The sequence below is a fragment of the Clostridioides sp. LIBA-2809 genome (genome assembly GCF_056688965.1).
In genome coordinates this window covers 4040228-4060379 of record NZ_CP197004.1, presented here as the reverse complement: position 1 = coordinate 4060379, position 20152 = coordinate 4040228, and the positions used below count along the sequence as shown (strand labels likewise).

At 30.4% G+C, this 20152-nt stretch carries 21 protein-coding genes; 16 read left to right on the top strand and 5 right to left on the bottom strand.

Features of this window, described 5'->3' with window-relative positions; translation table 11 throughout:
• Nucleotides 1-8: 8 nt before the first annotated feature.
• The 14 genes from atpA (at nt 9) to ACTG44_RS19030 (ending at nt 11950) form a co-directional block, all read left to right on the top strand.
• Nucleotides 9-1511: a F0F1 ATP synthase subunit alpha gene (gene atpA, locus ACTG44_RS19095; RefSeq protein WP_021386417.1), complete on the top strand. Its 1503-nt coding sequence runs from the start codon at nt 9-11 to the stop codon at nt 1509-1511.
• A 27-nt stretch (nt 1512-1538) separates the two neighbouring features.
• On the top strand, nt 1539-2417 hold the full coding sequence (gene atpG / locus ACTG44_RS19090; RefSeq protein WP_021386389.1) for an ATP synthase F1 subunit gamma: 879 nt from the start codon (nt 1539-1541) through the stop codon (nt 2415-2417).
• Nucleotides 2418-2429: 12 nt separating this feature from the next.
• Nucleotides 2430-3824 (top strand): F0F1 ATP synthase subunit beta, encoded by a 1395-nt coding sequence (gene atpD / locus ACTG44_RS19085; RefSeq protein WP_021386424.1) that lies wholly within the window; start codon nt 2430-2432, stop codon nt 3822-3824.
• Nucleotides 3825-3826: 2 nt separating this feature from the next.
• Nucleotides 3827-4087, top strand: a complete 261-nt coding sequence (gene atpC, locus ACTG44_RS19080; protein ID WP_021386388.1) for an ATP synthase F1 subunit epsilon — start codon at nt 3827-3829, stop codon at nt 4085-4087.
• Between the two features lie 459 nt (nt 4088-4546).
• Nucleotides 4547-4927, top strand: coding sequence for a holo-ACP synthase (acpS, locus tag ACTG44_RS19075; protein ID WP_021386379.1), 381 nt, complete (start codon nt 4547-4549; stop codon nt 4925-4927).
• 14 nt (nt 4928-4941) lie between these two features.
• A complete protein-coding gene (locus tag ACTG44_RS19070; RefSeq protein ID WP_021386374.1) occupies nt 4942-5403 on the top strand; it encodes a CBS domain-containing protein in 462 nt (153 codons plus the stop codon).
• Between the two features lie 20 nt (nt 5404-5423).
• Nucleotides 5424-6014: a germination lipoprotein GerS gene (gene gerS, locus ACTG44_RS19065; protein WP_021386375.1), complete on the top strand. Its 591-nt coding sequence runs from the start codon at nt 5424-5426 to the stop codon at nt 6012-6014.
• 14 nt (nt 6015-6028) lie between these two features.
• A complete protein-coding gene (alr, locus tag ACTG44_RS19060) occupies nt 6029-7186 on the top strand; it encodes an alanine racemase (protein WP_479921036.1) in 1158 nt (385 codons plus the stop codon).
• A 32-nt stretch (nt 7187-7218) separates the two neighbouring features.
• Entirely contained in the window at nt 7219-7506 is a 288-nt protein-coding gene (locus ACTG44_RS19055; RefSeq protein ID WP_021386373.1) for a ribbon-helix-helix protein, CopG family, read from the top strand.
• Complete coding sequence (locus ACTG44_RS19050) at nt 7475-7858, top strand: type II toxin-antitoxin system PemK/MazF family toxin (RefSeq protein WP_003421356.1); 384 nt, start codon at nt 7475-7477, stop codon at nt 7856-7858. The genes ACTG44_RS19055 and ACTG44_RS19050 overlap by 32 nt, the downstream gene beginning before the upstream one ends.
• 170 nt (nt 7859-8028) lie before the next feature.
• Complete coding sequence (locus ACTG44_RS19045) at nt 8029-8856, top strand: transketolase (protein WP_479919571.1); 828 nt, start codon at nt 8029-8031, stop codon at nt 8854-8856.
• Nucleotides 8849-9790: a transketolase family protein gene (locus tag ACTG44_RS19040; protein ID WP_479919570.1), complete on the top strand. Its 942-nt coding sequence runs from the start codon at nt 8849-8851 to the stop codon at nt 9788-9790. Before ACTG44_RS19045 ends, ACTG44_RS19040 begins: the two co-directional genes overlap by 8 nt.
• Nucleotides 9791-10216: 426 nt before the next feature.
• Nucleotides 10217-11311 carry a YkvI family membrane protein gene (locus tag ACTG44_RS19035; RefSeq protein ID WP_479921035.1) on the top strand — a complete coding sequence of 365 codons (1095 nt, stop codon included), beginning with the start codon at nt 10217-10219 and terminating at the stop codon, nt 11309-11311.
• A 222-nt stretch (nt 11312-11533) separates the two neighbouring features.
• Nucleotides 11534-11950, top strand: coding sequence for a hypothetical protein (locus tag ACTG44_RS19030; protein ID WP_021386383.1), 417 nt, complete (start codon nt 11534-11536; stop codon nt 11948-11950).
• Nucleotides 11951-12081: 131 nt separating this feature from the next.
• On the opposite strand, the gene ACTG44_RS19025 is transcribed toward ACTG44_RS19030, so the two are convergent.
• Nucleotides 12082-12663 (bottom strand): 5-formyltetrahydrofolate cyclo-ligase, encoded by a 582-nt coding sequence (locus ACTG44_RS19025; protein WP_479921034.1) that lies wholly within the window; start codon nt 12661-12663, stop codon nt 12082-12084.
• A gap of 152 nt (nt 12664-12815) precedes the next feature.
• Between ACTG44_RS19025 and ACTG44_RS19020 the strand changes: the two genes are divergently transcribed.
• Nucleotides 12816-13973 (top strand): S41 family peptidase, encoded by a 1158-nt coding sequence (locus tag ACTG44_RS19020; protein WP_044214020.1) that lies wholly within the window; start codon nt 12816-12818, stop codon nt 13971-13973.
• Nucleotides 13974-14067: 94 nt separating this feature from the next.
• Here ACTG44_RS19020 and nagA read toward each other — a convergent pair whose 3' ends face one another.
• The 3 genes from nagA to tnpB all read right to left on the bottom strand — a co-directional run bounded on the left by nagA (nt 14068) and on the right by tnpB (nt 17353).
• Nucleotides 14068-15222, bottom strand: coding sequence for an N-acetylglucosamine-6-phosphate deacetylase (nagA, locus tag ACTG44_RS19015; protein WP_479921033.1), 1155 nt, complete (start codon nt 15220-15222; stop codon nt 14068-14070).
• 85 nt (nt 15223-15307) lie between these two features.
• A complete protein-coding gene (locus ACTG44_RS19010; RefSeq protein WP_021386377.1) occupies nt 15308-16033 on the bottom strand; it encodes a GntR family transcriptional regulator in 726 nt (241 codons plus the stop codon).
• Nucleotides 16034-16243: 210 nt separating this feature from the next.
• Nucleotides 16244-17353, bottom strand: coding sequence for an IS200/IS605 family element RNA-guided endonuclease TnpB (gene tnpB / locus ACTG44_RS19005; protein ID WP_479921032.1), 1110 nt, complete (start codon nt 17351-17353; stop codon nt 16244-16246).
• 772 nt (nt 17354-18125) lie between these two features.
• Here tnpB and pfkB point away from each other — a divergent pair.
• Nucleotides 18126-19055, top strand: a complete 930-nt coding sequence (gene pfkB, locus ACTG44_RS19000) for a 1-phosphofructokinase (protein WP_479919564.1) — start codon at nt 18126-18128, stop codon at nt 19053-19055.
• Nucleotides 19056-19177: 122 nt separating this feature from the next.
• Here pfkB and ACTG44_RS18995 read toward each other — a convergent pair whose 3' ends face one another.
• Nucleotides 19178-20095, bottom strand: a complete 918-nt coding sequence (locus ACTG44_RS18995; RefSeq protein WP_479919563.1) for a Gfo/Idh/MocA family protein — start codon at nt 20093-20095, stop codon at nt 19178-19180.
• Between the last annotated feature and the right edge of the window lie 57 nt (nt 20096-20152).

Sequence of the window (20152 nt, the reverse complement as noted above, 5' to 3'; positions counted from 1 at the left end):
GTGAACCCATGAACTTAAAACCTGAAGAAATAAGTTCTATAATTAAACAGCAAATAAAAAATTATGAGAATAAAGTTGAGTTGACAGATACAGGGAGTGTTTTAACAGTTGGGGATGGTATAGCGAGTGTATATGGATTAGAAAAAGCTATGTCTGGTGAGTTACTAGAGTTCCCAGGTGAAATATATGGTATGGCACTTAACTTAGAAGAAGAAGTAGTTGGAGCTGTTATACTTGGAGATGACAGTGGAATAAAAGAAGGCGATATAGTTAAGAGAACTGGAAGAATAGTTGAAGTTCCAGTTGGAGAAGCTTTAATAGGTAGGGTTGTAAATTCTCTAGGTCAACCAATAGATGGAAAAGGACCTATAGCATATACAAAAACTAGACCAGTTGAATCTGAGGCACCTGGTATAATAAATAGAAGGTCTGTTTATGAACCATTACAAACAGGAATCAAATCAATAGATTCAATGATACCAATTGGTAGAGGACAAAGGGAGTTAATAATAGGTGACAGACAAACTGGTAAAACATCTATAGTTATTGACACTATATTAAATCAAAAAGGAAAAGATGTTATATGTATATATGTAGCAATTGGGCAAAAACGTTCTACTATAGCTCAATTAGTTAATTCACTAGAAAAAGGTGGAGCTTTAGACTATACAATAGTAGTTTCAGCAACAGCATCTGAATCAGCACCACTTCAATATATAGCACCATATGCTGGAGCAGCGATGGGTGAAGAATTTATGTATAATGGAAAACATGTACTTATAGTATATGATGATTTAAGTAAACAAGCCGTTGCATATAGAGAAATGTCATTATTACTTAGAAGACCACCAGGACGTGAAGCATATCCTGGAGATGTATTCTATTTACATTCAAGATTACTTGAAAGAGCAGCTAAGTTATCAGATGAATTAGGTGGAGGCTCAATGACTGCTTTACCTATAATAGAAACTCAAGCTGGTGACGTTTCTGCATATATACCAACAAATGTTATATCTATAACAGATGGTCAAATATACTTACAACCAGAGTTATTCTATTCAGGTGTAAGACCAGCAGTTGACCCTGGTATATCAGTATCAAGGGTTGGTGGTTCTGCGCAAATTAAAGCAATGAAAAAAGTTGCAGGTACATTAAAACTTGCATATTCACAATATAGAGAACTTGCAGCATTCTCACAATTTGGTTCTGACTTAGATGAAGATACTAAGAAGAGACTTGCTCAAGGTGAAAGAATCGTTGAGATATTAAAACAAGGTGAGCATCAACCAATAAAAGTTGAAAATCAGGTTATGATAATATACGCTGTTATAAATAATCATCTAGAGGATATTCCAATAGATAATATAGCTAGATTTGAATCAGAACTGTATGCATTTGTAGATAATAATTATCCAGAAATATCAAGAAAAATATTAGGTGGAGAGGACTTCACTCATGATTTAACAGATGCAATAAATGAATTTAAAGAAAAGTTTGTTGTTGAAGTATAATCCTTTTTAAAAAAGGAGGTAAATTAATTGGCAGGAGCTGGAATTAAAGCAATCAAAACACGTATGGGAACTGTTGAAAGTACAAAACAAATAACTAAAGCGATGGAACTAGTTGCATCTTCTAAGCTTAGAAAGGCAAAAGAAAAAGCTGAAGATTCAAGAGAATACTTTAATACTTTGTACGATACAGTAAAAGATATTGCCCAAACAACACGTGGAGTTAGAAATGAATTTTTGAAAGAAAGAGAAGTAAAAAATAAGTGCTATATAGTAGTGGCTGGAGACAGAGGTCTTGCAGGTGGATACAATTCCAATGTATTAAAGGAATCTGTATCTCATATGCAAGGTAAAAAGGAAACAGTTATAACTGTAGGAAAGAAAGCTCATGAATTCTTTTCCAAAAGAGATTACAATATAGCAAAAGATATAAGTAGTGTTGAAGCTTGTGGATATGAAGATGCGATAGAAATTTCACAAACTATTATTGACCTGTATAAAAAAGGTGAGGTAGATGAAGTTTATATTTCTTATACAAAGTTTAAATCAGCTTTATCACAAGAAGTTGAAATTTTAAAATTGCTTCCATTAGTTTTTGAAAAAGATACAGATGACCATGGAATTGTAATAAAAGAAGAAAATCAAAGTAAATCAAAAGTACAATATATACCATCAGCAGAGGCAGTTTTAAGTTATATTGTACCTCAATTTATATCAGGTACAGTGTATGGCGGAATTTTGGAGTCTTTTGCATCAGAGCAAGGTGCTAGAAGAACTGCGATGGAATCAGCTACAGACAATGCGAATGAAATGCTATCTAATTTAGAGTTAAGTTATAACAGAGCAAGACAGTCAGCTGTAACTCAAGAAATAACAGAGATAGTTGGTGGAGTTGAAGCTCTAAAATAGGGAGGTTAGGAAATGGCAAATGTAGGTAAAGTAGTACAGATTGTAGGAGCTGTACTAGATGTTAAGTTTGATAGTGAACAAAGCCTACCTAACTTATTAAATGCGTTAGTAATAAAGTTAGGAGATAAAGAAATAGTTGCAGAAGTTGCTCAACATATAGGTGATGATACTGTAAGATGTATATCTATGAGTGCAACAGATGGACTTGTAAGAGGTATGGAAGTTGTAGATACAGGTGGACCAATAAGCGTTCCTGTTGGAGACGAGACTTTAGGTAGAATATTTAATGTTCTTGGAAAACCAGTTGATGGAAAACCAGCTCCAAAATCTGCACCTAAATTACCTATACATAGACCAGCACCAGCATATGATGAACTAGAAACTACAGCTGAAATACTGGAAACAGGCATTAAGGTAGTTGACTTACTAGCACCATATCTAAAAGGTGGAAAAATAGGTCTATTTGGAGGAGCAGGAGTAGGAAAAACAGTTTTAATACAAGAACTTATAAACAATATTGCTAAGCAACATGGTGGTATTTCTGTATTCTCAGGAGTAGGAGAAAGAACAAGAGAGGGTAATGACCTTTATGGAGAGATGAGTGAATCTGGAGTTATAAACAAAACTGCTCTAGTGTTTGGTCAGATGAACGAGCCGCCTGGAGCAAGAATGAGAGTTGCTTTAACTGGGCTTACAATGGCAGAGCATTTTAGAGATGAGCAAGGACAAGACGTTTTACTTTTCGTTGATAATATATTCCGTTTCACACAAGCTGGTTCAGAAGTTTCAGCGCTTCTAGGACGTATGCCATCAGCTGTTGGTTATCAGCCAACATTAGCTACTGAAATGGGTGCACTTCAAGAGAGAATAACATCAACTAAAAAAGGTTCAATAACATCTGTTCAAGCGGTTTATGTACCAGCAGATGACTTAACTGACCCAGCACCAGCTACAACATTCTCTCACTTAGATGCAAAAACAGTTTTATCTAGACAAATATCATCACTGGGTATATATCCAGCAGTTGACCCTCTTGAATCTACATCAAGAATTCTTGACCCTAATATAGTAGGAAAAGAACATTATGAAGTAGCCAGAGGTGTACAATCAATACTTCAAAGATATAAAGAACTTCAAGATATAATCGCTATACTTGGTATGGACGAATTATCTGATGAAGATAAGTTAATAGTTGCACGTGCTAGAAAGATACAAAGATTCTTATCTCAATCATTTACAGTTGCTGAGCAATTTACAGGAAATCCAGGTCAATATGTTCCTGTTAAAGAGACTGTAAGAGGATTTAAAGAGATTCTTGAAGGTAAACATGATGACTTACCAGAGTCAGCATTCTTGTTTGTAGGAACAATAGAAGATGCTGTTAAAAAAGCGAAGGGAAGTATGTAGTCATGGCCAGTGAATTTTCATTGAAAGTTGTAACTCCAGATAATACTTTTTATGATGGAGACGTTGAAATGGTAGTAGTTAGAACTACAAAAGGAGACAAAGGGGTATTGAAAGGTCATATACCATTTGTTTCAGGTATACCTGTAGGAATTTTAAAGATAAAAAAAGATGGAAGTTTTAAAGAGGCGAAAATAGCAGAAGGATTTGTTAATGTAGCTCAAAATAAAACAGTTATATTAACAGAATCTGCTGAGTGGATTTAATAATTTAATTTATATCCTAAAAAGTCATTTTGACCAAAAAATATTTTGGATAAAATGACTTTTTTTGTTTTTGATGTTAATAAAATAACGAAAAAATGTAAGTTTTTAGTGACAATAAATTCACAACAAGTTTAAATTTACTGCAAAATTATGTTGTAATTAAGAATATAAAGAAGGTTTAGATTGATTTTATGTAAGTGAAATCATCTTCATATAATAAATATATATAAAATTTTTATAAAATTTAAAAAATTTGCTTAGTTGTGTAGTATAATAAATAATATAATAGATTTGTATATAATATTCATTACAAATAATTTTAAAAGTTACAATTTTATTATAATGATTATTAAATTAAGATAAGTAACATAAACTAAATAATAATATGTATTATCAATAGTAAATTTATAAATTCATTATTAATATTTAAAGAAGCATTATAAATTTTCTGGAGGAACAATGAATATATTTGATATTGGTGTAGACATAATTGAAATTGATAGAATAAGAAAAGCTGTAGAAAAAAACAATAGGTTTTTGGAAAAAATATTTACTGATAAAGAAATTGAGTATTTTAATTCTAAGAATTTTAAAGCAGAAAGTATAGCAGGTAATTTCGCAGCTAAGGAAGCTATAAGTAAATCTATGGGTACAGGAATTAGAGTATTTAACTTTAAAGACATAGAAGTTCTCAGAAATGAAATGGGAAAACCAATAGTAAAAACTTATAATAATCTCACAAAAATGTGCATAGATTATAATGTTTTAGAAATAAAAGTTTCAATATCACATTCAAAAGATTATGCTATAGCAAATGCGATAACCATAATTAAGGACTAAGGAGTGATTACATTATGATGGACAAAACAGCAAAAGAAATAATGACAACAGATGTAATAGTAGCAAAACAAGATGATAGTATAGCAGATGTAGCTAACATGCTAATTGCAGAAAAAATAGGAGGTCTGCCAGTTGTAGATTCAGAGAATAGAGTTGTTGGAGTAATTTCTGAAACAGACATTCTTAAAAAGGAAAAATATATAGAAGCACCTCTCTATATAAACCTATTACAAGGTTTAATTTTCTTAGATGATTTAAAAAAAGTAGAAAAAGATATAAAGCAAGTGGCTGCTTATAAAGTTGGAGAACTTATGTCTAAAGATATAATAAAAGTTCATGAAGATGATAAGTTTGATGATGTAGCTAATGTAATGATTAAAAAATCAATAAACAGGGTTCCTGTAGTAGATGATGACAATAAACTCAAAGGTATAATTTGTAGATATGATATAATAAAAGCTTTATACAATGAATAGACTAGAATAGGAGGTGTGATGTGAGAAAAAAGTGGACCATAGCATGTATTATGTTTTTGGCACTGGTTATAATTGTAATAGGATGCCAAAAGCGACAGTCCACAAAAGAAGAAGTATACAAAGATTTTCAAAAGCAGATTTCTGATATGAATTCTTACAGTTGTAAAGCTGATGTAGAAGTATTTGGAAATAAAAGCCCACACAATTATGTTTTAATTCATACTTATAAAAAAACTGATAACTATAAATTAGAAGTAATTTCCCCAAAACATTTAAAAGGGAAGAGTATAGAGTATCAAGGTGATAAAATATTAGTTAAAAATCCAAATATCAGTGATATAGTGGAATTGCCTAATACAGGAAAGAACAATCAATATCTTTTTATAGGAGACTTTATAAAAAACTATCTTCAAAACGAAGAGATGAAAATAAAGTTATCCAAAGGACATTTGGTTCTAGAAACTTTTATTCCTGGGGATAATAAATATTTTAATAAGCAAGTATTATATGTAAATGCTGACACAAAGAACCCTGAAAAAATGGAAGTATTGGATAAGGAAGGAGTGCCAAGATTTACAGTAAAATACAAAGATTTTGAATACAGAAACTAAGGGGGACTAAAGAAATGCAAAAAATAACAGTGCCTACATGGGCAGAGATAAATCTAGATAACTTAAGATTTAACTTAAATAATATTAAAAATTTATTAGAAGAAGATATTAAGGTTTGTGGAGTAATAAAAGCTGATGCATATGGACATGGTGCAGTAGAAGTTGCAAAATTACTAGAAAAAGAAAAAGTAGATTATTTAGCAGTAGCAAGAACTGCTGAAGGAATTGAACTTAGACAAAATGGCATAACACTTCCTATTTTGAACTTAGGATATACTCCAGACGAAGCTTTCGAAGATTCTATAAAAAATAAAATAACTATGACAGTTTATTCTTTAGAAACAGCACAAAAGATAAATGAAATTGCAAAATCCTTAGGAGAAAAAGCCTGTGTTCACATTAAAATAGACTCAGGAATGACTAGAATAGGTTTCCAACCTAATGAGGAGTCAGTACAGGAAATAATAAAATTAAATAAATTAGAATATATAGATTTAGAAGGTATGTTTACTCATTTCGCAACAGCTGATGAGGTAAGTAAAGAGTACACTTATAAACAAGCTAATAATTACAAATTTATGTCTGATAAGTTGGATGAAGCTGGTGTAAAAATATCTATAAAACATGTATCAAACAGTGCAGCTATTATGGATTGCCCTGATTTAAGATTAAATATGGTAAGAGCAGGAATAATATTATATGGTCATTATCCATCTGATGATGTATTTAAAGAAAGATTAGAACTAAGACCAGCCATGAAATTAAAATCAAAAATCGGACATATAAAACAAGTTGAACCAGGTGTAGGAATAAGTTATGGATTAAAGTATACAACTACAGGTAAAGAAACAATCGCTACAATTCCAATAGGATATGCAGATGGATTTACTAGAATTCAAAAAAATCCAAAGGTTCTTATTAAAGGAGAAGTGTTTGATGTAGTTGGTAGAATATGTATGGATCAAATAATGGTTAGAATTGACAAAGATATAGACATAAAAGTTGGAGATGAGGTTATACTATTTGGAGAAGGTGAAGTTACAGCTGAACGTATAGCCCAAGACTTAGGAACTATAAACTATGAAGTGTTATGTATGATATCAAGAAGAGTTGACCGTGTTTATATGGAAAATAATGAGCTTGTACAAATAAACAGTTATTTGCTAAAATAAAACCATGATATTATAATCTGGGAGGCGATTTTGTGTACGATAAAAGTAAAGAAAAAATAGAAGTTACTTTACCAGACTCTCTGGTTTCTGAAGTTGATAGTATAGTTCAGATGGAGAACAGTAACAGAGAAGATTTTGCAAAAGCTGCTTTTCAGTTCTATATAACTCAGAAAAAGAGAATTCATATTAAAGAATCTATGAAAACGGGTTATAGAGAAATGGGTCAAATTAATCTGTCATTGGCTGAATTAGGTATGACAGTTGAAGAAGTATCTTCTGATGATAAAAATGAAGGGAAGATTGCCCAAGGTGAGTACTAATTGTGAAATAAAGCGTGGTGATTTATATTACGCTGATTTAAGTCCAGTTGTTGGGTCAGAGCAGGGAGGCGTTAGACCTGTTCTGATAATACAAAATGATGTAGGTAATAAATACAGTCCTACAGTTATAGTATCAGCTATAACATCTCAGATTAATAAAGCCAAATTACCTACTCATGTAGAGATAAGTTCCAATGAATATGGGCTTAATAAAGACTCAGTAATTCTTTTAGAGCAAATTAGAACTATTGATAAAAAGAGACTGAGGGAGAAAATTGGTTGTCTAGATGAAAATATGATGATAAAAGTAGACGATGGACTTCAAATAAGTTTAGGATTGTTTACTTTTTAAAGAGGGGTTTGTCTTTTATTAGACAATCCCTTTTTTCGTTAAAAATATCTTTTAAGGTTTAATTTTAGTAGTGCGTATTAAGAAAATCAAAAATAACGCAAAAAATAGTATAAAAGTGATATAATAATATGGAATTGATATAAAATTACGAACTCAAGGGAGGTAATTGCATGAGAGACCATAAGGGATTAAATGAGATTGCGCGTATCATAAGAAGAGATATAGTTTCTATGATACATAGAGCCAAATCTGGACATCCAGGAGGGTCATTATCAGTAGTTGAAATACTTACTGCGTTATACTTTGATGAAATGAATGTGGATTCTTCAAATCCTAAAATGGAGGATAGAGATAGATTTGTATTATCAAAAGGACATGCTGCACCAGCATTATATGCTACATTGGCTGAAAAAGGCTATTTTGATAAGGAAGAACTGAATGGGCTAAGGAAAATTGGAAGAATGTTACAAGGTCATCCAGATATGAAAGGTACGCCAGGAGTAGAGATATCTACAGGTTCTTTAGGGCAAGGTTTTTCAGTTGCATGTGGCATGGCGATGGCATCCAAGCTGGATAATGCTCCATGGAACGTATATACTTTACTTGGTGATGGAGAAGTTCAAGAGGGTATTGTTTGGGAAGCTGCTATGAGTGCTGCACATTATAAGCTTGATAATTTAATTGCTTTTTTAGATAATAATGGGCTTCAAATAGATGGAGATATAGAAAGTGTAATGAATTTAGGTTCAATAGTTGATAAATTTAAAGCTTTTGGGTGGAATGTAATTGAAATAGATGGACATGACTTTGACCAAATATTTGCTGCTCTCGATATAGCTAAATCAACAGTTAAAAAACCTACAATGATAATTGCAAAAACTATAAAAGGCAAAGGAATATCTTTTATGGAAAATCAAGCAGGATGGCACGGAACAGCTCCAAGTGATGAAGAGTTAGAAAAAGCCTTGCTTGAACTAGGAGGTGCTGACAATGAGTAAAATGGCGACGAGAGAGGCATATGGTAAAGCATTAGTAAAACTAGGTCAAATAAATGACAATGTTGTGGTATTAGATGCAGATTTATCTAAATCTACAAAAACGCATGATTTCTATAAATCATTTCCAGATAGATTTTTTAATATGGGTATAGCAGAACAAAACTTAATAGGTGCTGCTTGTGGGCTATCAACTGCTGGCAAAATACCTTTTGCAAGTACTTTTGCTATGTTTGCTACAGGAAGAGCTTTTGAGATTATAAGAAATTCAGTTTGCTATCCAAAACTAAATGTAAAAATCTGTGCTACTCATGCAGGTCTTACTGTTGGCGAAGATGGAGCATCTCATGAAAGTGTAGAGGATATTGCTATAATGAGAGCTATACCAAATATGACGGTTCTTGTTCCAGCTGATGGTGTTGAAACAGAAAAAATGATTTTTGAAGTATCTAAGTATAATGGGCCTGTTTATGTCAGACTAGGAAGAAGCTCAGTGCCAGTTTTATTTGATGAAAACTATAAGTTTGAAATAGGAAAAGGTACAGTTTTAAGAGATGGGACTGATGTATCAATTATAGCTTGTGGAATTATGGTGAATGAGGCTCTATTAGCACAAGAAAAGTTACAAGAAGAAGGTATAAGTGCTAGAGTCATAAACATGTCTACAATAAAACCTATAGATAAGGATTTAATATTAAAAACAGCAAAAGAAACAAATGCTATAGTGACTGTAGAAGAGCATAGTATAATTGGAGGGCTAGGTTCTGCTGTAAGTGAAGTAGTTGGAGAGTCTTATCCAACTATAGTAAAAAAAGTTGGAATTAAAGATTCATTTGGAGAATCTGGTGCCCCAAATGAATTGTTAAAAAAATACGAATTAACTTGTGAGGATATAATAAAAGTTGCCAAAGAGGCTATTCTTGCAAAAAGAATTTAAGGCATATAAATTATTCATGTTTGTTAATAATATAATATATTTGAAGGAGAGATATAAAGGTCTATATTAATTTATATCTCTCTTTTTTATACATGATATCAATATATCAAAAATGTAATGAAATATTCAAATTTTTACAAAAATAGAGAAAATATTCAAATATATATTGACTATTCAGAAAAATATGACTAATATATAGTTTATAGGGAAATTAATTTTATATATAAAGACTACTTAGACAAAAAAGAATCTAGTAAATTTTATAAAAGGAGGTATACTGTATAAAAAACATATTATAAGTTTTAAGTTATTATACTAAAAAGGCTCTAAAACAGTTATCATGTATTTTATGTTAAAGGAAATTATAGGTAGTTTATCGAATTGTTTAAGCAGATGAAAAATTTCACGTGGGGAGGTAACTGAGATATGTCAGAAAAGGTAAACGTTAAAACAGTCATAAGTTTCGCAGGAGCTTATGTAGCAACAGTAATTGGTTCTGGATTTGCAACAGGACAGGAAATAATGCAATTTTTCTCTTTTTATGGTTTTGCAGGTATTGTTGGTGGAGTAATTTCAATGGTATTATTCTCATGGATGGGTGCTTCAGTTATGTCAAAAGGTAAAGAACTTCAACTTAAAGAACCTATCAAAATTTATCGTGTTTATTGTGGTAAGTATTTAGGAATATTCTTTGAGTGGTTTGGACCATTATTCTTATTTGGTGTTTTCGTAGTAATGATTTCAGGAGCAGGAGCAACTTTAACTGAATATTATGGATTAAATCCATTTGTAGGTAGAGTTGGTATGGCAGTAGTAGCATTATTAACTGTTTCACTAGGTCTTGATAAATTATCAAAGATACTAGGTGGAATAGGACCTATAATAATAATCTTTACACTTTTAGTTGGTGGTATAAGTTTAGCTAGTAATATAGGTAATATAGGAGAGGCTACACAAGTTCTTAGTACTGTAGATGTAGCTAGACCAGTACCAAACGCATATTTATCTGGTGTAATATATACTACTTATAATACAATCGTTGTCATGGCGTTCTTGACAGGATTAGGAGCAGGTGCTGCTAATAAAAAAGAAGCCATTTGTGGTGGTATATTAGGTGGAGTAGCACTTATGGCAGCAGCTATAATGATGCACTTAGCTATTCTTTCTGATATAGGAAACTTATACTCAAAAGCAATACCATCATTATTCTTAGCAGATAAGATTTCACCAATAGTTGGAATTTTATTCTCAATAATTCTTATATTAGGTATATATACAACAGCTGTACCTCTATTATGGTCAGTAACTAATAGATTTGTTGATGATAATCATCCTAAGTTTAAAATAATAACTTTAATAACAGCTATATTAGGTCTTATAGGTGGATTCCTACCATTTGATAAGCTGGTTGGTATTTTATATCCATACACTGGATATATGGGCGTCATAATACTGGTTTGTGTTCTTTATAGACAGATTACAAAAACGTCTGGATACCAAGAGGGAGTTAGTGACAAATAAATATTTTAAGATTGTAATTTAAGAGCTATATGAAAACAATTAAATTGTTTTCATATAGCTCTTTTTATTTTACAGTTGACTTATAACAAAATGTCGAAAACATGTTTTTTAATTATATTACATATATTTAAAATTATGGATAAATATATTCTAAGCGATAATTTAGAGTCTAAGATAAAGTTATAAATCATATATTTAGAATAGATGGGAGGAGTGATAAGATTGAATGTAAAGTTTAATATTAAAGGTATAATTTATGGAGTCATAGCTCTTATATTTGTTATAGGGGGATTTATATTCATACCAAGTATGTTTGTAGAAAAATCAAAGCCTATAGATTATACAATATTACAAAGAAATTCAATACCAGAAAAGATACTTGATGTCATGGATAAGTATACAAACGAAGAAAGAGCATTGGCAGCCAAAATTGATAACAAAATATATATCATAGTGACTAGAGGAAATAATAAATATGGTATAGAAATGGACAAAATAGAAAGTGTGAGTGAAGAAGGAAAGGATGTTTTGAGAGTCAAGGTAAAGTATAAAGATAAGGAGAATTCTTTTCCATACATAGTGGTTGAAACAAACATGAGTGAGCTTCCAGATAGAATAGAATTAAATTCAACTAAATAAAAATATGTTTTATAACTAAACAACTAAAGATTTATACAATAAAGTCATGGTTTTTATTATTGTAGGTAAATTATATATATTTTATTATTTTAAAAGCCATGACTTAAAATGCTCATTATATAATGCTAAAACTATTTGGTGTTAAAACTATTTGGAGTGATAATTCTAGTTTCAGTAACTATATAATTTAATTGTGCATCATGAGTTTCTTTTGGGATAGAATTGAATATCTGGAAATCAAATGCTATTCCAATAGTTATGGCATCTTTTCTTAAATTTTCTAAAAACCTATCATAAAATCCTCCACCATACCCTAGTCTGTAGCAATCTATATCATATGCTACAGCTGGTACAATTACAACATCTAAAGCTTTAATATCAATTGTAGGTGATGTTTCATTAGGTTCTCTTATTCCATATGTTCCAATTCTCAATCCATCTTTCAAATCTGTTATTTGAGTAGGGATTAATGTATGATTTTCTTTTATTGTTACAGGGCTTGAGACTATTTTCTTTAGGGATAAAAGTTTTTGGATTAAGTTATCTGTTTGAACTTCATTATTAAAGTCTAGATAAAGCATTATATTAGTTGCATTTCTTATATCTTTCATTTGAAGTAATTTTTCTGTTATTAAATTTGAATTATTAAGTACAAAATCTGCACTCTTATTTTTTCTAGATTCAATAACTTTTTTCCTAAATTCTTTTTTCATAAAATATTCCTCCCTTAATATGTTATAATGTGTACAGCAATTGTATTTAATATAAATTTTAGTATAGTTTGTTACAATAAAGCAATATATTTGGGTAAATGTAATAAAAATAACAGCTAGTCATATAATAATAATAGTTTATGTAAAAGGAGATGTATCTTGTGATTTCAAAGAAGAAAGCTATTTTTTTAGGGGTGATTTTAGTAATTATAACAGCGATGACTACATCAGCATTTCAGTTAACATTGGGGAATAAGGTTGTAATATCGAAAGAACTCTATGAAGACTATAAAAAATATGATAAGTTGTTAGGATTAGAATCTATTATAAAACAAGATTTTTATAAAAAAGTATCTGATGCTGACTTGGTAGATGGAGCATCAAAAGGCTTGTTCTTAGGTACGAATGATAAGTATTCTGGTTATTACACTAAAGATGAAATGGAAGATTTAATAAACGATAGTGAAGGCTCTTATGTTGGTGTAGGCATGTATATAGGTGCATCAAAAGATGGAGGGCTAGTGGTAGTTCCTATGAAAGATTCTCCAGCAGAAAAAGCAGGTGTAAAAGCAGGGGATAAACTAGTAAAAGTAAATGGAAAGTCTGTATCATATAAGAATTCAGATGAAGCTGTGCGTATGATGAAAGGTAAAAAAGGAAAAATAGTTGAGTTAGCAATATTAAGAGAAGACAAACAACTAAGCTTTAAGGTAAAGACAGAACAGATAGTTGAGAAAAGTATAGAAAGTAAAGTAATTGATAATAATTTAGGTTATATAGAAATCACTCAATTTATATCAAGTACATATACTGACTTTGACAAAGCTTTAAAAGAATTAAAGGCAAAAAATATTAAGGGATTAGTAATAGACCTTAGAAATAATCCTGGTGGAATGCTGGATATATGTAAAGAAGTTGCTGATGAGCTAATTGGTGAAGGGACTATAGTATATACAAAAGACAACAAAGGAAACACTGAGTACTTGAAATCTGATAAAGAAAAATTGGGACTTCCAATAGTAGTCTTGACTAATGGAGAAAGTGCCTCTGCTGCTGAAATACTAACAGCTGCAATCGTTGATAATAAAGAAGGTATTTCTGTAGGTACTACAACTTTTGGTAAAGGATTGGTACAATCAGTTGTAAGATTAAAAGATGGAACAGGATACAAGCTAACTACTGCTCAATATTTTACACCTAATGGAGATTATATCAATGAAAAAGGAATAAAACCTACCATTGAAGAAAAAGATGAAAATAAACAGTTGGATGTGGCAACTAAGTGGCTTAGAGAACAGATTGATAAATAGGATTTAATTCTTATAAACTTATAGTATAAAATGAAGAGTATTATAAAAGAGTGGATAATTTTTAATTATCCACTCTATGTTTTTTATGTAGAATCTATTTATCAGTCTTATACTTACATATACCATTTATATAAGTTTCATGTATATTAAAGTTATCATCTATCACTATAAAATCTGCACTCATACCTTGGCACATAGAGCCACAGACATTATCAATATTGCAACTTAAAGCAGGTATATATGTAGCCATTTTTATTGCATCTTCTAAAGTTGATATATTCCAATCAACTATATTTCTTACAGCATTATCCATTGTCAATACACTCCCAGCTAAACTTCCACTGCTTAATCTTGCAACACCATTTTTTACATTGACATTAAACCTACCAAGAGTATATTCTCCATCATCCATAGCACCAGCTCTCATACAGTCTGTAATCAAAGCAATATTATTTCTAGACTTAATATCCATTATTATTTTAGCAGCTATAGGATTTACATGATGACCATCACAGATTAATTCAGCATAAGTACCTTTTAATGCCATGGCAGCTCCAACCATTCCAGGTTCTCTATGATTTAAAGGGCTCATTCCATTATATGTATGTACAAACACTTTAGCACCTGAATTAACAACTTGTTCAACTTGCTCAAATGTAGCTGAGCTGTGGCCAAGTGCTACGGATATATTATTTTTAGTAGCGTATTTTGTGAATTCTATTGAACCATTACGTTCTGGGGCAATTGCTATTTTTCTTATTAAATTTTTTGATTTTTTTTGCCATAACTTTAAAGTGTCAATGCTGGGGTCTCTAAAATATTTTTCGTTTTGAGCACCTTTGTATTTTTCTGTAAAAAAGGGACCTTCTAAATAAATACCTTGTATTTTTGCACCTTCAACTTTATCATAATTATTACTTATATTTTCAATACAGTCATTTAGGTTATCTATAGAATCAGTTAAAGTAGTGGGTAGGAAAGACGTTACTCCATACTTCAATAGACCTTTTGAAATTGTGTTTATTGCTTCAAATGTATTATCCATAATGTCTACACCCAAAAGTCCATGGATATGAGTATCAACTAAACCAGGAGCAATATATTTACCTGAAAAATCTATAACACTATCGGCAATATCTGGTTTTTCTTGTTGAAATTCACCAAATTTGCCATCAATTATTCTAAGGTAACCTTTTTCTTTGATGCCATACTTCATAAAAAATTTATCTGCATAAATAAAATTTTTCAAAACTACCTCCTTATAATTTGTACTATCATTTGTAGTTTTGACGTTTATAAAACATTAAGTTTTCTGGAAATCTATTTAAAATTTATTATCTTACATGCCTTATCTTATATACAAATTTATCACTTCTAGCAACACTCAAGGTAAATTCAATAACTATATTGTCATCATTATATGTGGTACGAAGTAATTTTAGACAAGGTGAATCACCTGGGACTTCTAGCAATTTTGATTCCTTATCAGATATTATTCCTGCAGAAAATTCCTCATCAGCCACTTTAATAATCTCTCCATAATCTTCTCTAAATATCTCATATAGAGGTTTTTGTTCTATTTTTTCCTGTGTCAGTCCTGTAAATTCTTTCATAGGAAGATATGTTCTTTCAAGCATCATAGGGAGATTATCAGCAAGTCTTAGACGCATTATTTTTATTATTTTTTCACCAGGAGTTATACCTAATTTCTCAGAAAAATATTTTGTACTTTCCACTACCTCAAATGATAATACTTTTGTACTTGGTTTTTTTCCTTGTGTTCTCATGTAATCTGTAAAGCTATAACTATCCATTAAGTTTTGGGAATTTTGACTAAGTGCAGCAACAAAAGTTCCTTTTCCATGTCTTTTGTATATATATCCCATATGTTCTAATTCAGCCATAGCTAGTCTAACTGTAGTTCTACTTACTCCGTATTCATCACAAATTTTTCTTTCGGAAAGCATTCTATCATTTGGTTCCATCTCGTTTTCAATTTTAGTCCTTAGTATCTCAACAAGTTGGTCATATATTGGTCTTTTATCATTTCTTTTTATCATAAAAATTTATAGTCCTTTCTAAGTGGTTATAACCACAATTTGATTATAAAATATACAATTATTTCTGTCAATGAGTAAAGCTTACTGAACCTCCCATGACTAAAGTCACAGGGTTCCTACTTCATAGAATTTTGCATACTAAAATATGTCTTACTAATTCTCCACAGGCTATCCCCGTAGTTCCTACGGTTCTTACATAAGTTATTTATTTTAAACTGTTATTAGTCTTAATCCTTCTTTTAGTATATTTATACTTGCATTTATATCTCTATTGTGAGTTTCATTACAACAAGGACAAATCCATTCTCTTATATTTAAATTCTTCATTTCCTCGTTTTTGTACCCACATTTATTGCATATTTGTGAACTTGCAAAGAATTTACCTGCCTTTACAATTTGTCTACCATACCAATTAGCCTTGTATTCTAATTGACGAACAAATTCTGACCATGACACATCAGAAATTAAGCAAGATAGTTTATGATTTTTAGTCATATTCTTTACTTGTAAATCATCTATGCAAATAATATCATTCTCTCGTATTAATTTAGTAGATAGTTTTTGTAGAAAATCCTTCCTTTGATTAGCTATATGTTCTTGAAGTCTTGCAACTTTTAACCTTGCTTTATTTCTATTTAAACTACCAATTGTTTTTCTTGATAATTCTCTTTGTAATTTAGCAAGTTTGTTTAATGACTTCTTAAGATACTTAGGATTTTCTATAAATTCTCCACAACTTGAGATACAAAACTCTTTAATTCCTAAATCTAAACCTATCTGACTATTAGTATTTTCAAAAGCTTTAATATCTATATCAGTACAACATAATGATACATAATATTTACCACTTGGTTCTTTGGATACTGTAGCATTAAGTATTCTCCCTTGAGGTACTTGTTTATCCCTTACTTTGATCATACCAAGTTTAGGTAATTTTATATATTGACCAAGGTGCATAATATTTTCATTTGTAAAGTTAGTTCTATATGAAAACCTATTAGTTTTCTTTGATTTAAATTTAGGAAATCCTGCATTTTCTTTAAAGAATTTTTTATATGCGTTTTCTAAATCTTTTAAGGTGTTTTGTAGTGAAAATTTGTCAGGTTCTTTAAGCCACTCTAATTCCTTTTTTAAATTGGTCAAATCAGAACTACACTGTTTATAAGTAAAAATGTCTTTATCGTTTTCATAAACTTCTATTTTTTTAGCAAGATATTTATTATATACAAATCTACAACATCCAAAAGTTTTATTAATTAACTCTTGCTGTTTTTTATTTGGATACATTCTAAACTTATATGACTTTTCCACTACTATCACCTCACTTTACTTGTTTTTTCTGATTATTCATCACCCATCATAATATTAACATTTAAAACAAGTATTTTGAAGGTTTTCATATTTATTTTTTAAATAACATATATAAGAACTGTAAGCCCTTAACTTTTATCATTTTTGAGGTTGTCGTTCACATAAGTTCGCTACTACCTATGCAGTTCTCTTATGAACTTCTTACATTTTCATGCAAGCACAGACTATATCTTATCCTTCGGCATTATCCGTTAAGGTCTACCCACTTCCACTACCAATAGCTTGTAGTGTACTTCCCTCAAGAGGAATAGTCGTTGAAGTTTCTCCTATTCGGAGCTTACCTGCTGATTGCCCATTTTAAAGTACTTAGGGTTTAACCTTATACCATCTAACCAATTTTTTCTACTTTCGTAACTTTCACACTTAGGTTTATTTCATCCTTATGTTTTAGTTTAGTTAGCTTTAGGGGTTTCCAGCAATTCAAGTAGTATTGGATAGGTTCTTTCCTATCTCTACATATAAGTTTCCCTATATGCTGACTACTTTAGCTACTAACTCACGACTAAAGTCACGAGTGTGCGTAGCTATTTTTTAATCAAAATTAAATAAGTAAGACTATTAATTTATTTCAAAATTATGATGCATTGACAAAACGAGTGAAATAATTTATATTCAAATTGGTAATAACCACTTGAGGTGTATTATAGACGAGGATTTTATATTTTTACATATTAATTTATTATTTAGAAAAGTAAAAGGTTAATAATGAGGAGAATCTAGTATGATTACAATAGTAACATTCAACCCATCTATAGATAGAATGTATAGAGTAAATAGTATAAATATAGGTGAGGTGCAAAGGGTAGTAAGTACAAATGCAACTGCTGGAGGTAAAGGATTAAATGTAGCTAAAGTATGTAAAGTTTTAAAAGAAAAACCTTTGGCTATGGGATTTTTGGGGGGATTCAATGGAAAATTCATACAAAATGAACTTAAAAAATTAGATATACAAAATAAATTTACAAATATAAAGCAGGAAACTAGAAATTGTCTAAATATAATTGAAGACAATAAAATAAGTACAGAATTTTTAGAAAAGGGACCAAGGGTGGAAAAAAGTGATTTAGAGAGATTTGAAAATGACATAGATGAAGTAATAAAAAGTACTAAAATACTAGTGGCATCTGGTAGTTATTGTGAAAATATGCCAATAGACTATTATGAAAAGTTAGGTAATTTATGTAGAGAAAATAATATAAAATTTATATTAGATACATCAGGAGATGCTTTAAAAGTAGCTTTAAAGTCGCAACCATATTTAATAAAGCCAAATATAGATGAAATAAGAAATTTATTAGGAATTAATATAGAGTCAAGAGAGGAAGTTATCTTATCAGGAAAAAAACTTCTTGAAATGGGGGCAGAAAATGTATGTATATCTCTAGGAAAAGATGGAATGGTTTATTTAAGTAGAGATAGTGTATATGATGTTAAAGTACCATCTGTAAAATGTGTAAATACTGTAGGTAGTGGAGATAGCACGATAGCTGGATTTAGTGTAGGTATTTTAAGAGGGTACGAAATAGAATATTTACTTAAGTTTGCAAATGCTTGTGGTATAAGTAATGCTCTAAATATGGAAACTGGATTTGTATGTTTAGAAGAAGTTGAGAAGTATCAAAATTTAGTTGAAGTAACAAAGTTAAGTTGAATAGAGCTAATGTGAATATAATGGGTTTAGTATGCATATAATAGAATTTTATGTATAAAAACATAGTCTTATATAAAAATAGGTTAGAGACATTTGTCTCTAACTATTTTTATAATAAATATCTATTTTACTGAACCTATAATTTTCTCTAGTAATCTTTGAGCTTTAACGCACTCTTCTCCACTAATTGCTGGCTTTATATTATTTTCTAAGCAATCAATGAAATGATTTGTTATATCCTCAAAACCCTTTTGTTTTAATATATTTACCCATGCACCACTCTGTTTTGAAGTTAGATTTCCATTTTCCTCTATTTCCAGTACATTAAGATTCTTAACTCTTTGAATCTTACCTTTTGAAAGAATTTCAACTTGTTCTAATTTTGTTCCAGAATCTCTATGCATAGAGGTATTTATAGAAAAATATTTACCTTTAAGTTTATGACTTACAAATATTAGATTTTTATTGTCTGTTAAAAATAAATCCTCTCCAGTAATTTCGACATCGCCATTTGCTAACCATAAAGCAGTGTCAATAACATGTATATAGTCATCTATAAGTGTACTGTCAAATCTAACATTTCTTAAGGAATTTAATCCATGTTTACATATGTTGATAGATACAATTTCTGTGGCATTATTTTTAATTTCTTTATACATAGGACAGAATCTGCGGTTGAATCCAACCATTAAATTTAAGTTTCTTTTCAGACTTAACTCAATAAGCTCTTCTCCTTGCTCGACTGTTGAGGCAAGGGGCTTGTCTACATATATATGAGTATCTAAATTTAATAATTTCTTTATAATATCGTAATGTGTTTCTGTAGAGCTATGTAGAAAAATACAATCACATTTTTTAGCTAAAGATTCAATAGAATCAAATGGTGTGAGTCTATAATCACTACAGATTTTTTCTTTCTTGGTTTTATTTGGAGTAAAAGCTCCTACAAACTCAAATCGCTCGGATTTTGCTAATACAGGTAAATATGCCTTTTGAGCTATAGAGCCAAGACCTATCATACCTACTTTTATATTTTTCATAATAGTTTCTCCTAGTGTTTTTTATATTTATAGAAATGATTATAATTCAGACACATA

Coding starts and splice junctions, on each gene's coding strand:
- alr (WP_479921036.1), top strand. CDS start 6,029: ATGCAAAAAATAACAGTGCCTACATGGGCAGAGATAAATCTAGATAAC.
- atpD (WP_021386424.1), top strand. CDS start 2,430: ATGGCAAATGTAGGTAAAGTAGTACAGATTGTAGGAGCTGTACTAGAT.
- ACTG44_RS18995 (WP_479919563.1), bottom strand. CDS start 20,095: ATGAAAAATATAAAAGTAGGTATGATAGGTCTTGGCTCTATAGCTCAA.
- ACTG44_RS19045 (WP_479919571.1), top strand. CDS start 8,029: ATGAGAGACCATAAGGGATTAAATGAGATTGCGCGTATCATAAGAAGA.
- ACTG44_RS19035 (WP_479921035.1), top strand. CDS start 10,217: ATGTCAGAAAAGGTAAACGTTAAAACAGTCATAAGTTTCGCAGGAGCT.
- ACTG44_RS19025 (WP_479921034.1), bottom strand. CDS start 12,663: ATGAAAAAAGAATTTAGGAAAAAAGTTATTGAATCTAGAAAAAATAAG.
- ACTG44_RS19010 (WP_021386377.1), bottom strand. CDS start 16,033: ATGATAAAAAGAAATGATAAAAGACCAATATATGACCAACTTGTTGAG.
- atpA (WP_021386417.1), top strand. CDS start 9: ATGAACTTAAAACCTGAAGAAATAAGTTCTATAATTAAACAGCAAATA.
- pfkB (WP_479919564.1), top strand. CDS start 18,126: ATGATTACAATAGTAACATTCAACCCATCTATAGATAGAATGTATAGA.
- acpS (WP_021386379.1), top strand. CDS start 4,547: ATGAATATATTTGATATTGGTGTAGACATAATTGAAATTGATAGAATA.
- ACTG44_RS19070 (WP_021386374.1), top strand. CDS start 4,942: ATGATGGACAAAACAGCAAAAGAAATAATGACAACAGATGTAATAGTA.
- atpC (WP_021386388.1), top strand. CDS start 3,827: ATGGCCAGTGAATTTTCATTGAAAGTTGTAACTCCAGATAATACTTTT.
- ACTG44_RS19050 (WP_003421356.1), top strand. CDS start 7,475: ATGAAGGGAAGATTGCCCAAGGTGAGTACTAATTGTGAAATAAAGCGT.
- ACTG44_RS19040 (WP_479919570.1), top strand. CDS start 8,849: ATGAGTAAAATGGCGACGAGAGAGGCATATGGTAAAGCATTAGTAAAA.
- ACTG44_RS19020 (WP_044214020.1), top strand. CDS start 12,816: ATGTATCTTGTGATTTCAAAGAAGAAAGCTATTTTTTTAGGGGTGATT.